Origin of the sequence: Ehrlichia japonica (genome assembly GCF_000632845.1) — a bacterium.
Taxonomy (GTDB): Bacteria; Pseudomonadota; Alphaproteobacteria; order Rickettsiales; family Anaplasmataceae; genus Ehrlichia; species Ehrlichia japonica.
On sequence record NZ_CP007474.1, the window covers coordinates 349,764 to 363,368 of the forward strand.

Here is a 13,605-nt window from a genome sequence, read left to right on the forward strand (position 1 = left end):
AATACCATTAAGATATACGAGCAACACCCCTAAATGGGGTGTTGGTATAATAGTAATATAAGGAAGTGTTGTTATCTGTAGGACTTATATGGGTTTTTATCCTCAATTGTAAGGTTAAAATAATAAGTTTTTATTCCAAGTGTATTTTTAGTATACCGTGCTACTAATAAATCTTGTAAGTTAGGATCTATATTTTTAAATTGATTGTCTACTGAGTTGTCATATTCTGGAAAAAACATTGTTGTATTAAAATCAGGAGATTCTGAATTTTGCAGCATGAAGTGTATACGAGGAACTTTATTGTTGTTATTAGTACCTGGGATTATTGTTATAAAACTGTAGTTTCCTAAGTTATCAGTTACTGATTTTCCTGATCCAATAAATTGGTAATCATGCATATCTAACTTCTCTGGGATAAGCTCTGATTTGTGGTCATAATCTTGGCTGTCTTGATATATTCCATATGCATTAGTGTGCCAGATAAATACATTAACATTTGCTATAGGTATGCAATTTGTGTCAGTGATTTTGCCAATAATATATATCAATTCTCCATTGGCTGATAATGGACTACTCATCTTGTGTCGTAAATTATTTGATAACGAAAATTTACTTGGTTTATTGCTTAGGTCGTAGACTTCAGGAGTTTTTTGACATTTAATAAGTATTGGCTCAGTTGCCATTGCACTATGTGTACATATTATACTTGTGAATAAACATAATAATAATTTTGCGAAATAGTTCATCTTATTACCATAATTTAAATACTTTTAGTCATAAACAAGATTAATATTTGATCATGATTTAACTTAATTTTACTTTACAGCTATCATGTTATCCTAATAATTTCTTGTTGCAGCAATATTATAAATGCTAATTATTGTAATTTTAAAAAACTTTTATGTGATTATTTATGACGATAAGTTAATAGGACATGTTCTATTTAATGTTATGAACTTATAGTTTTGTGCTGAATTTGTATAACATGATATTTCATACCTCATATGGAAATAATGCTTTTTTATATATAGAAGTTATGCTGTACCTAATAAGATATAATGATTGGTATCATGTTAAGATTTTACTTGAAAAATTTGTGAAAAGAGTTAGAGTGATGCATATATTGATAAATGCCAATTTAGGATAATCATATGATAGATATATCATTTTCAAGTTTGATGCCAGGAGTGTCTTTGTTCTTAAAAACAACAGCAATAGTTGTAGGTATTTTTGAAGGTAGTAATCACTTAGAGGACTACAATGCTTTGGCTGGTCATAGTGAAGAAATCATGAAAGTGGTAGAAGGTTATAAATCTTTTAATGGTAAATTTGCAGAAGTATTGCCAATTGTTGGATTAGGTGAAGGGTATCCTATAGTAATAGTAGTAGGATTAGGTAAAGCTGAAGAGTTTGATGAAAACAAGTCTTTAAAAATTGGTGGTATCATATATTCTGAACTTAATAAAATGAAAATATCAGAAGCTTCAATTATCAACAGTAATGATAGTGATATTATGGCTAATATTGCTTATGGAGCATTTCTGCGCAGTTTTAAATTTGATAAATATTTTGTGCAGAAAAAAGATGATCATGCAACTTATGTGCGTAAGTTAGAATTCTTTTCAAAGAGTAATTCGCAAAAAACAGCTTCTTTATTTGATACTTTAAAGGCTGAGGGTGAATCGGTGTTTTTAGCTCGTTCTTTTGTATCAGAGCCTCCCAATGTTCTTTACCCAGAAATCTATGCTCAGATGATATATGAAGAATTGAGTAAAGTAGATGTTAAAGTTGAAATATTTGATGAAGATTACATGAAATCAAATCAGATGATGGCACTTCTGGGTGTTGGTCAAGGTAGCGCTAAGAAGTCTAGGCTTGTAGTGATGAGATGGAATGGAGGAAAAGAAACAGACAAACCTATAGCATTTGTTGGAAAAGGAGTGACTTTTGATACTGGTGGAATATCTTTAAAGCCTTCTAAAGGTATGTGGGATATGAAGTATGATATGGCTGGTTCTGCTTCTGTTGTAGGTATTATGCGTACTCTTGCGGCGAGAAAGGCAAAGGTTAATGCTGTAGGGGTGGTAGGATTAGTTGAAAATGCTATAGGGGGAAATGCACAGAGGCCAAGTGATATTGTAACTTCAATGTCTGGACAGACTATTGAGGTGTTAAATACTGATGCAGAAGGTAGATTAGTTTTAGCTGATGCTCTATGGTATACTCAAAAAATGTTTGCCCCAAAATTAATGATAGATTTAGCAACTTTAACTGGTGCAGTAGTTGTAGCGTTAGGGAATAATCAATATGGTGGGGTTTTTTCAAATGATGATGCTATTGCAAGTCAATTAATTGTTGCTGGTAATGAATCTGGTGAGAAATTATGGAGATTACCTTTAGATGATGCATATGATAACCTTATAAATTCTTCAGTTGCTGACATGCAGAATATTTCAACAAAAGGATATGGTGCAGATAGTATTACTGCTGCGCAGTTTCTACAAAGATTTGTAAATAAAACCCCTTGGGCACATCTGGATATTGCTGGTATGGCATGGGACAATGAAGGTAATGAGATATGTCCTAAGGGTGCAACTGGATTTGGTATAAGATTACTAAATAGGTTAATATTAAAATACTATGAGGCTCATTAAGGTATTGTAGTAGTGCATTTATAGCAAAGTGTCTGGGAGGTTAATATTTTGCCATTGAATTATGGTCTTGTATTAGGTTTTATAGGGTGTTATATCAGTTTAGTGTTTAGATAAAACTTGATTTATTTTTAATACTATTTATACGTGATTAATATATGGGTAGCTTAATTATATGGTACCACTTAAGTTAGGTATTTTGATTTCAGGAAGGGGTTCTAATATGCAAGCATTAATTAATGCTTGTGCTCGAGATGATTTTCCTGCAGAGGTGTCTTGTGTGATTTCTAATAACCCTGATGCAAATGGATTATTGATTGCACAAAAAAGTAATGTTAAAACTTTCGTACTTCAAGGACGTCCATTGGATTTTGATGTTGTTGATAGTATACTTAAGGAGTATCAAGTAGATTTAGTATGCCTTGCAGGATTCATGAGTATTGTGCCTGAAAGCTTTATTAATCGATGGTTCCATAAAGTCATTAATATACATCCTTCTCTTTTGCCATCTTTTAAGGGGCTGAATGCGCAGTCTCAAGCATTGAAGGCTGGGGTTAAGATAGCAGGATGTACTGTGCATTATGTATACCCAGAAGTTGATGGTGGGCCTATTATTATGCAGGCAGCAGTTCCTGTTTTTTCATCAGATAGTGTTACAGACCTTTCCGATAGAATCTTAAAAATGGAACATCTTTGCTACCCTAAAGCTGTGGAATTGATTGCATTAAATCAACTTCAGCTTAATGAGAATTTGGCGACGTCAATGGAATTGTTACATATGTTTTACAATGAGACTATCTAGTTTCTCTTATATGGTAATGCAAGGTCTTGGTTATATTTGTATATGTTTTTTTATTTTACTCATAGTAAGTTTGTAATGGTGTATACAATTACGCCTAGTTTATGTAAGATTTTTTAGTAGCATGGCATTTTCATTTTGTTTACTCTAAGTTTTACAGTTAATTTGACATTAATTCTACTTACTATATCTGTATTTTCGTTTTTATTATATTATAATTGTCTTTTATTATTAAGGATACAATACTGTAGAAGTTTTTCTTGGTGCGTATTAAATTTATGTCATGCAGTTTAATAGAATGGAAGATAGAATCTTCACAAGTAGATTATCAAGAGGCAGTTTGCTTTATGCAGCAGAGGGTAGAGGGTATTTTTAATGGCTTGCAAAAAGAATTGGTATGGCTGCTAGAACATCCTCCATTGTATACTGCTGGTACTGGGGCTAAGATTGAAGATTTACTAGTTAATCATTTATTCCCTGTATATGCTACGAATAGAGGTGGTAAATATACTTATCATGGTCCTGGGCAAAGGATTGCTTATATTATGCTAAATTTAAAAATTAGAAATAAGTGTAATGTTAGACTGTATGTTGAGACTTTAGGCAATTGGATTGTTGAAACTTTAAATCATTTTTCAGTAAAATCGTATTTTAATCCTGACTTGATAGGGGTATGGGTAACTCATGGTGGTACTGAAAAAAAAATTGCTGCATTTGGAATCAGAATAAGAAGATGGATAACTTATCATGGAGTATCTGTAAATGTTTACACAGATCTTTCTCATTATTCAGGTATAGTACCATGTGGTATAAAAGATTATAGTATTACTTCTCTTGAGCAATTAGGAGTTGATATTTCTTATGAAGAATTTGATATTGTGCTAAAGAAGAAATTTTATGAAATTTTTTCTAATTTTAATTAATAGAGAATGATAAAATATCGTATTACATGTCTTTAATTACTTTATTGCTCATATTTAATAATTACTTATGATAAAGTATGATTGTTATTTATAAGTGTGGAAAAAATTTCTGTATAAATACATTAGATTTAATGCATCTTTTTTGTATTGAAGGTACTATATAAATGTTCTATGGAAATTTGTTATTTTGTGTGAATTAATAATTATACTAGTTTTTATATGAAGGGTAATAAAATAGATAATCCTTTAGTTTTTGTTGGATAAAGTAATTCTATGTAAATGCAAATTGAATTAAATTGATAGATTTTTTTAAATTGAGTAGTATTATTAAGTGTTTTATGTAAATTAGTAATAACAGTAATTTAATGCAAGAAGTAATAAATATTTAAGCAAGTAGTAACTTAAGTTATAATTTCTGCTCTATAAATAGTTTTACCAGATACTATAGTCCTTAAAACTTTACCTTTTACCTTTCGGTTATGGAAAGGGGAGTTTTTTGATTTACTTGCAAATTTTGATGTATCGATTATCCATCTATGATCTAGGTCTAATATGATTAAATCTGCAGCATAGCCTTTTTTTATACGTCCTCTTGGTACTTTTATGATATCGGCTGGTTTATATGTCAGTGTTGCAAGTAAATCTATTAAAGGCATAGTACCATTATGATATAGTTCTAAAGAAATTGGAAGCATTGTTTCGAGTCCAACTGTGCCAAAAGCAGCTGTATCTAATGGTAGTTCCTTAGAATTTATATCATGTGGAGCATGATCTGTTGCTATACAATCTATTATGCCATTTTTTAATCCTTCTATCATACTAAGGCGATCACTTTCAGTTCGTAAAGGAGGGTTTATCTTTGCAAGACTACCATGTGTTATAATCTCTTTTTCAGTTAAAGTTAAGTGATGGGGAGTTACTTCACAAGTAACCTTTAATCCTTGACTTTTTGCTTGTTTTATTATGTTTAGAGAATCTTTAGATGAAACATGTAAAATGTGATAATGTACATTTTTAATGTTTTTCATTAAAGCAATATCGCGATTTACTATTATGGATTCTGAAATATCAGGTATACCTTTCAATCCTAGTTCGTACGATACTGTTCCTTCGTTAATGCACCCATTATTGGATATATCTAAGTCTTCTGCGTGTTGGGCTACGACGGTATCTAACATGCTTGAGTAAGTTAGTGCTTGTTGCATTATCAAAGAATTCATCACTGGCATGCCATCATCAGTAAACCCAACTGCTCCTGCTTCTTTTAGTAAAGCCATGTCAGATAATGAGTTATCTGGTTTTGTTATAGAACCATAAAATTCTATATTAACATAAGCACTTTCTAAAGCTCTCATTTTAATGTATTTTGCAACGATGACGCTGCTAATAGTAGGGATGGTATTGGGTTGACAAACTACAGTCGTTACGCCCCCAGCTGCGGCAGATTTGCTTCCTGTGTTGATATTTTCTTTATGTTCTTGTCCTGGTTCACGGAAATGCACATGGATATCGATTAAACCTGGCATCAATATATTATTATTACAATCTATGACTTCATCTACAGTACTTGGTATGCCATTAGCAAACAGATCAGGACCAAAATCAATGACCTTATCTCCCTTGGTAAGTAATGAACCTCTTATATCTAATTTAGATTCTGGATCAATAATTCTTGCATTAATATAGGCAACAGTAAAATCTGCATGCTGCCCACTACCTAACAATTCCCAAGATTGTTTATACATGTTTCAAGTGCCTAGAAAATCAATAAATGAGTAATCCATATAAATACAATAATTATATATGTAAGTTGTTGAATAGTCAATATTTATATATAGCATATGTAGTACTATAAATTGTATTTTCTTTAATAATAGAACAAGATATCAGGGATACTTATAGAGAATTTTCACCTTTGCTACAAGTAAAAGATGTATTATAGATTAATGCTTCATATATGACTAAAGAACAGGTATTTTTATATATCAAAGAAAAAATAAAAACCTATTATATATATGAAAAATCTCACGTGTTATTGTGTGGTTTTTTTAATTTTGGATTCTATTGATTTACTTAACTCATACATAATCTTGACCATTATTATGTTCTAAGAAAACTGTCATAAAATCCATTTATTAAAATATTAATTTAGAGCGGAATCATACATGTAATATATTAAAATGTCAATATGAGAAAGTTAATAAATTAACTAATTAATTGCTCTCCAGACATAATATAGTGTTGTATTAATTTTTTTACTGATATTATGTGAACTTTGAAGTTCTGAATTTTAGTAATTTCTTTTCTAATATTCTAGTTTAATCTAATTGTACTGTAGTTCCAGATTTTTGGAACTACTTGATGATGGTTTTTCTTATTCTTTATTAGCTAGAAAATTTATGATTTGCTTTGTAATTAATTGACCTATCTCTTTTTTAGACATTATAGGAAATTCTTGATAATGATCTTTAGTAATAATGGTAATTTTGTTATAGTCATTTCCCATAACTTGTTCATTGTTAATGATTGTTGTATTACTGATAATCCAATCACATTGTTTTTTTTTTAGTTTGATTTTTGCATTTTCTATGACATTTTCTGACTCTAATGAAAATCCAATTACCAGTTTTGGTCTTTTTTTATGAGTACTTATACAATGAACAATATCTGGATTATTAGTGATTCCAATATTTGTAATTTCATGTTTTTTTATTTTTCTAGTAAAATATGTAGGACACCAATCAGTTACTGCTGCTGTAAAAATTGCAATATCTACTGGTAGTAATTTTATGCAGGTTTGTAACATTTCATTGCAATTTTTTACATGAAATATATTTTGTATGCTATGGTTGTGAATAGTAACTGGACCAGATACTAAATTTACTTTCCAACCAATTTTATTCATGTACTCTGCAATTGCATATCCTTGTTTTCCAGATGCACTATTAGTAATGTATCTGATTGGATCGATTGATTCTTGTGTTGGTCCAGCTGTTATTAAGACATTAACCATAAGATACTGAAATATTTAAACATTCATTTTAGTACGAAATTACAATAATTCACAATAGTTTATTCAGTAATTGTATGTTCCTATTTATTAGTTAAACTGTTCTTGAATATTTTTGATGAAATAGTTGATTTTTGTATTGGCATGGTTGTTATTAGAATTACCGTTCAGTGTAGATAGAGCATTATGGCCAATTTAATGTTTATTGATGGTATAGAAGACATTAATAAAGTAGAGCAATGTAATTAGTGGTGGCTACAGCGCTGAAATTCTTGTGTAATGTTATACATAATTGTGTGGTTGTTAGTGGACATACATATAAAACTTTATTATATAATAGTAGCATGTTGGTTGGAGATTCAGGAGAATATGAGAAAAGAAAGAGATAGTTTGGGGGAAATAGATGTTCCTGCATGTCATTATTGGGGAGCACAAACACAGCGTTCTATTGATAATTTTAAAATTGGTTCAGAAAAAATGCCTAAGCCTTTAATAAAAGCATTAGGACTTGTTAAGTTAGCTGCAGCTCGTGTCAATATGAAAAATGGTGATATTAGTGAAGTAATAGGTAATGCAATTTGTGATGCTGCAAATGAAGTTATAGATGGTAAGTTTGATGATGAATTCCCCTTGGTGATTTGGCAAACTGGTTCTGGTACTCAAACTAATATGAATATTAATGAAGTTATAGCAAATCGTGCAATTGAAATATTAGGTGGAGAGAAAGGTAGTAAGTATCCTGTACATCCAAATGATCATGTTAATTATTCTCAATCTTCTAATGATACTTTTCCAACAGCAATGCATATTGCGGCTGTTCTTGAAACTGAGAATTCATTATTGCCAAATTTAAAGAATTTATATGATGCTTTGAATAGTAAGTCTATTGCATTTCAAAATATTGTTAAGGTTGGACGTACTCATCTTCAAGATGCTACTCCGTTAACTTTAGGACAGGTATTTTCTGGATATGCATATCAGATTTTACAGGGTATGAGTAGGGTTAGGTCAGGATTGAGTCATTTGCTTGAACTAGCTCAGGGTGGTACTGCAGTAGGTACTGGTATTAACTCTAGAAAACAGTTTGATGTACATTTTGCAAATGAGATAAAAAAGTTAACTGGGTTCAACTTTGTGGCTTCTGTCAATAAATTTGAGGCATTAGCTACGCATGATGCATTAGTTGAATTTAGTGGTGCTTTGAATGTACTTGCAGTAAGTTTAATGAAAATAGCTAATGATATTAGATTACTTAGTTCAGGGCCAAGATGTGGAATAGGAGAAATTATACTGCCTGCTAATGAACCTGGGTCTTCTATAATGCCTGGGAAAGTCAATCCTACCCAATGTGAGGCTGTTACTATGGTATGTGCTCAAGTTATGGGAAATCATATGACTGTTACTGTAGCAGGATCAAATGGTCATTTTGAGTTAAATGTATTTAAGCCAGTCATTATTTATAATGTTTTACAATCTATCAGATTACTATCTGATGTTAGTATTAATTTTTCTCAGAAATGTGTGCATGGTATAAAAGCTGATATAAATCGTATTTCTTTTTTGTTAGATCAATCTTTAATGTTGGTAACAGCATTGAATAAGCATATAGGCTATGATAATGCGGCAAAAATTTCAAAAACTGCTTTTGATGAGGGAATAACATTAAAAAGTGCTGCAATTAAGCTTAATTTAATAAGTGAAGAAGAATTTGAGGAAATTGTTAATCCAAAAAATATGATACATCCTGCAAATTAAACATCACTTAATCCAACTTGTTTAATAATTAACAATGTTGACAGTTGATCCATGTTATTATAACATAAAAGTATTGTATTTTTTAATTAAAAGTGATTTTATGGCAGAAGAAGATTACAAAAATGTAATAAAACAGTATATAGATACGGTAAAAGAGATTGTAGGTGATAGTAAAACCTTCGATCAAATGTTTGAGTCCGTTGTGAAAATTCAAGAAAGAGTTATGGCAGCAAACAATCAAAATAATGATGTAGATGCGATTAATGATGGAGATCAGGTTAAACGTATAGGGTCTTCTAATTCTGAATCTGTTAACAGTACTCAGTATAGAGATTTAATAGAAGAGATAAAAGTAATTAAAAAGCGTATTCTAAGATTGGAACGTAAGATATTAAAGCCTAAAGAAGAAGTATAAAATTTTGTTGTATAGTTATTTCATGCTTTGATTAGGTGCCAATGGTTTTTTGTTAGTTCTATATAGGTTTTTTGTATCGTATGGAGTTAAGAACAAAGTTGTTTTGTTTCGTTCCAATTGGATATCTTATATTCCCTTAGTAGGTGGTATTGCTAAAACTTGCTTGTTATATTAAAAAGCTTTTTTACTTGAGGTTATCTGAGTTAATTATGTATATTATGCAATGCTGTATGTGCATAGTATTTTCATGAAACAGTTTTACAAAATTGGTTGAATCAAAAAGTTTCAGGTGGTTATTAGTAATATATCGGTTTTTATTCATTAAAAAGAAAAAAAAAAAAGAAAAAATGTATCTGTAGCTATTCTTCTTATTCCATTGTCAGGTGAGGTTTCCTGGTTTCTTGTTATAAATGTGCTAATACTTGCTATAACAAGCTGCTCTTCATTAAAATCTGTTAATTTTAAGTTATATTATAGTTATTTTAAACTGGTCGTAGTAAAGATTGTTTATATAGCGATATCTTTACAAAAGTTATTTTAATTAATCAGTTGTATTTGAGTAAGAAGATATCAAGTTTCTTGCTTTTTTAATGGTTAATATAATAGATATTTAAATGGTAATGTGAAAAATATTAAAAGCTTTTTAGAAAGTAATCATGATTTTTTTGTGTACTCCTGCATGGATTCTACTTCAATATCTTGTTTTTTTAGTGTTTTTATTGCTAGTGCTAAAGCTTTTGCTCCAGGTATTGTAGTACTGTATGGAATTTTTTTTATAAGTGCAGTTTTTCTTATACTACTACTTTCTGAAAAAGACTTTATACCTTCTGAAGTATTAATTACTAGGTTTATTTTATCATCCTGCAGCAGATCTAATATGTGTGGTCTACCTTCTCTTACTTTATTAACATGTTCTGTAATAATACCTGCTTCATTTAGGTAAGTTGATGTACCTTTAGTTGAAAGTATAGTAAACCCAATATCTCTTAATATTTGGGCTGTTTTAACAATGAGTGGTTTATCTGAATCTTTGACAGATATAAAAGCGGCACCTTCTGTTGGCAATTCATAACCAGCAGCCATTTGTGCTTTTGCAAATGCTATTTCAAATGATTTGTCAATTCCCATTACTTCACCTGTAGACTTCATTTCAGGTCCGAGTAAAACATCTATGTTTGGAAATCTTGAAAAAGAAAATACTGCTTCTTTTACAGCTACATGGGTGGATGTTTTTTTGGAGGTGTTAGGGAGTTTTTTACCTAGTAATACTTCTGTTGCAATTTTTGCTATTGGAACTCCTGTAGCTTTTGCAATAAAAGGTACAGTTCTACTAGCTCTAGGGTTGACTTCTAATATGTAAATTTCACTATCTTGTATTGCATATTGTATGTTAATAAATCCTCTAACTTGTAATGCAAGTGCTATTTTCTTTGTATGTTCCGCTATAATATCTGTTATTTCTGATGTTAAAGTATATGAAGGTAAAGAACATGCGGAATCACCTGAATGTACACCAGCTTCTTCTATATGTTCCATTATTCCTGCTATATAAACGCTTTCTCCATCACAAATGGCATCTACATCTACTTCAACTGCATGAGTTAAAAATTGATCTAACAGTAATGATCCATGATCAAATATATTCTGATGTGTGATTAAATAATTTGATAAAGCATTATTATCACGAATAATTGACATTGATTGTCCTCCTAGTACGTATGATGGCCTCACTAGTATGGGGAATGCTAAATCTCTTATGCGTTCGTGTACTTCGTGTATTGAGTTACAAGTGATGTTAGAGGGCTGCTTTAAATTTAATTGTGTAAGCAATTGTTGGAACTTCATGCGGTCTTCAGCCAGATCTATTGAATCAAAAGATGTTCCAAGAATATTAATATTTTTCTCTTGTAGTACTTTTGCAAGCTTTAAGGGGGTTTGTCCACCAAACTGTACTATTACTCCTAGTAAAGAATTTGTTTCTTGTTCTTTACATATAATATCTAAAACACTTTCTCTTGTTAGAGGAGAGAAGTATAGTTTGTCTGAAATATCATAATCAGTTGAGACAGTTTCTGGGTTACAATTTATCATTATAGATTCGTATCCCATTTGTCTAATAGTATGTGCTGCATGGACACATGTGTAGTCAAATTCTATACCTTGACCAATACGATTAGGACCACTTCCTAAAATTATTACTTTTTTATTGTTTGTTACAATAGATTCACATTCAGGAGCATTAATAGTATCACCTTCGTAACAACTATACATATATGATGCATTGGTTTTAAATTCTCCTGCGCAAGTATCTATATGTTTGTATACGGGTTTTATTGATAAGGACTCTCTAAGATTTTCTATATATTCTACAGTGGTTTTACTTAAATAGGCGAGTCTTGTATCAGAAAATCCCATTTTCTTTAGTAGTAACAACCCATCTGCTTCTTCTGGTAGACCATGATCTTTTATTTGTTGTTCACACTGTATGATGTTTTGTATTTGTATTAAAAACCAGGGGTCATATCCGGTAATTTTGTTGATTTCTTCTATGCTAATATTGTGCCGTAAGGCGTCTGCAATTATGAATATCCTATCTGGAGATAGTTTTACAAGAGAATTATATATTTGATCTGTTTCTATATTTTGATTAAAATATTCATTTAATCCAGAATATCCAGCTTCTAAAGAACATAGTGCTTTTTGTAATGATTCTGGAAAAGATCTTCCAATTGCCATTACTTCTCCTACAGACTTCATAGAAGTTGATAATTCTTTTTCTGTTCCTCGAAATTTATCAAAATTGAATCGTGGAATCTTTGTAACTATGTAATCTATGCTTGGTTCAAATGATGCTGGAATGACTCCTGTGCAGTCATTTTGTATTTCATCTAGAGAATATCCGATAGCTAATTTTGCGGCTACTTTAGCTATAGGATAGCCTGTTGCCTTTGATGCTAATGCTGATGATCTAGAGACTCTTGGGTTCATTTCTATAACGAGTAAATCATTATCATTTTTTGGATTGACTGCAAACTGTACATTTGATCCGCCAGTATCTACTCCTATTTCTCTGAGTATGGAAAATGATATATCTCTCATTTTTTGATATTCCGCATCTCTTAAAGTTAGTGCTGGTGCTACTGTTATACTATCTCCAGTATGTACTCCCATTGGATCTAGATTTTCTATGGAGCAAACAACAATACAATTATCTTTATTATCTCTCATGACTTCCATTTCAAATTCTTTCCATCCGATAATGGATTCGTCTACTTGTACCTCAGATATTGGAGATATGCTTAAGCCATAACTTACATTTTTTTGAAACTCTTCTTTATTGTATGATATAGCGCCCCCAATACCACCAAGGGTAAATGATGGTCTAATTATTGCTGGTAACCCTATGTACTCTAATGCATAGTTTATTTCATCTGTACTTCTTATAATTATACTTTTTGGACATTTTACTCCTATTTTATCCATTGCTTGGCGGAATAAATTTCTATCTTCAGCTTTTTTTATTGCTTCTTTTGTTGCTCCTATTAATTTTACATTATATTTTTCTAGAATTCCTGCATCACATAGATCAATTGCAGCATTTAAAGCAGTTTGCCCACCTACTGTTGGTAGTATTGCACTAGGTTTTTCTTTTTTTATTATTTTTTCAATGATACTTAGTGTGATTGGTTCAATATATGTTGAATCAGCAATTTCTGGGTCAGTCATTATTGTTGCGGGATTCGAATTGATCAAAATGATTCGATATCCTTCCTGTTTTAAAACTTTGCAAGCTTGAGTCCCTGAATAGTCAAATTCGCATGCTTGTCCTATGACTATAGGGCCCGCCCCAATAATCAGTATTGATTCTATATCTGTACGTTTTGGCATGATGTATATAAAGAATTTAATTGTTAATACTATAACTATTAATGCTTCATCTTCAAAATAAAAAAAGTAAAAACTAATGCTTCTTATAAAGTTCTACCCATTTTTATTTAATGTTAAATAGCATTAGCCTATGCATATTAGGTTATATATTAAGGTTACTATCT

At 30.9% G+C, this 13,605-nt stretch carries 9 protein-coding genes; 5 read left to right on the forward strand and 4 right to left on the reverse strand.

Features of this window, described 5'->3' with window-relative positions:
• Window positions 1-71: 71 nt before the first annotated feature.
• Window positions 72-683 carry a dioxygenase family protein gene (locus EHF_RS01395; protein WP_232228962.1) on the reverse strand — a complete coding sequence of 204 codons (612 nt, stop codon included), beginning with the start codon at window positions 681-683 and terminating at the stop codon, window positions 72-74.
• Window positions 684-1,151: 468 nt separating this feature from the next.
• On the opposite strand from EHF_RS01395, the gene EHF_RS01400 reads away from it, so the two are divergent.
• The 3 genes from EHF_RS01400 (at window position 1,152) to lipB (ending at window position 4,373) form a co-directional block, all read left to right on the forward strand.
• A complete protein-coding gene (locus EHF_RS01400) occupies window positions 1,152-2,654 on the forward strand; it encodes a leucyl aminopeptidase (RefSeq protein WP_044194325.1) in 1,503 nt (500 codons plus the stop codon).
• 172 nt (window positions 2,655-2,826) lie between these two features.
• Complete coding sequence (gene purN, locus EHF_RS01405) at window positions 2,827-3,453, forward strand: phosphoribosylglycinamide formyltransferase (RefSeq protein WP_044194327.1); 627 nt, start codon at window positions 2,827-2,829, stop codon at window positions 3,451-3,453.
• Between the two features lie 275 nt (window positions 3,454-3,728).
• On the forward strand, window positions 3,729-4,373 hold the full coding sequence (lipB, locus tag EHF_RS01410) for a lipoyl(octanoyl) transferase LipB (RefSeq protein WP_044194330.1): 645 nt from the start codon (window positions 3,729-3,731) through the stop codon (window positions 4,371-4,373).
• A 401-nt stretch (window positions 4,374-4,774) separates the two neighbouring features.
• On the opposite strand, the gene EHF_RS01415 is transcribed toward lipB, so the two are convergent.
• Both EHF_RS01415 and EHF_RS01420 read right to left on the reverse strand, forming a co-directional pair.
• Window positions 4,775-6,118, reverse strand: a complete 1,344-nt coding sequence (locus EHF_RS01415) for a dihydroorotase (RefSeq protein ID WP_044194333.1) — start codon at window positions 6,116-6,118, stop codon at window positions 4,775-4,777.
• A 629-nt stretch (window positions 6,119-6,747) separates the two neighbouring features.
• Window positions 6,748-7,386 carry a phosphopantothenoylcysteine decarboxylase domain-containing protein gene (locus EHF_RS01420; protein WP_044194336.1) on the reverse strand — a complete coding sequence of 213 codons (639 nt, stop codon included), beginning with the start codon at window positions 7,384-7,386 and terminating at the stop codon, window positions 6,748-6,750.
• 366 nt (window positions 7,387-7,752) lie between these two features.
• Between EHF_RS01420 and fumC the strand changes: the two genes are divergently transcribed.
• On the forward strand, window positions 7,753-9,138 hold the full coding sequence (gene fumC / locus EHF_RS01425) for a class II fumarate hydratase (protein WP_044194338.1): 1,386 nt from the start codon (window positions 7,753-7,755) through the stop codon (window positions 9,136-9,138).
• Between the two features lie 34 nt (window positions 9,139-9,172).
• Window positions 9,173-9,553 carry an adhesin EplA gene (gene eplA / locus EHF_RS01430; protein WP_308416970.1) on the forward strand — a complete coding sequence of 127 codons (381 nt, stop codon included), beginning with the start codon at window positions 9,173-9,175 and terminating at the stop codon, window positions 9,551-9,553.
• 654 nt (window positions 9,554-10,207) lie between these two features.
• On the opposite strand, the gene carB is transcribed toward eplA, so the two are convergent.
• A complete protein-coding gene (gene carB / locus EHF_RS01435) occupies window positions 10,208-13,441 on the reverse strand; it encodes a carbamoyl-phosphate synthase large subunit (RefSeq protein ID WP_044194343.1) in 3,234 nt (1,077 codons plus the stop codon).
• Window positions 13,442-13,605: the final 164 nt, after the last annotated feature.

What these genes read in the sequence shown, in the direction of transcription:
- EHF_RS01395 (WP_232228962.1), bottom strand. Translation starts at nt 683, where the DNA reads ATGGCAACTGAGCCAATACTTATTAAATGTCAAAAAACTCCTGAAGTC.
- EHF_RS01400 (WP_044194325.1), top strand. Translation starts at nt 1,152, where the DNA reads ATGATAGATATATCATTTTCAAGTTTGATGCCAGGAGTGTCTTTGTTC.
- purN (WP_044194327.1), top strand. Translation starts at nt 2,827, where the DNA reads ATGGTACCACTTAAGTTAGGTATTTTGATTTCAGGAAGGGGTTCTAAT.
- lipB (WP_044194330.1), top strand. Translation starts at nt 3,729, where the DNA reads ATGTCATGCAGTTTAATAGAATGGAAGATAGAATCTTCACAAGTAGAT.
- EHF_RS01415 (WP_044194333.1), bottom strand. Translation starts at nt 6,118, where the DNA reads ATGTATAAACAATCTTGGGAATTGTTAGGTAGTGGGCAGCATGCAGAT.
- EHF_RS01420 (WP_044194336.1), bottom strand. Translation starts at nt 7,386, where the DNA reads ATGGTTAATGTCTTAATAACAGCTGGACCAACACAAGAATCAATCGAT.
- fumC (WP_044194338.1), top strand. Translation starts at nt 7,753, where the DNA reads ATGAGAAAAGAAAGAGATAGTTTGGGGGAAATAGATGTTCCTGCATGT.
- eplA (WP_308416970.1), top strand. Translation starts at nt 9,173, where the DNA reads ATGTTGACAGTTGATCCATGTTATTATAACATAAAAGTATTGTATTTT.
- carB (WP_044194343.1), bottom strand. Translation starts at nt 13,441, where the DNA reads ATGCCAAAACGTACAGATATAGAATCAATACTGATTATTGGGGCGGGC.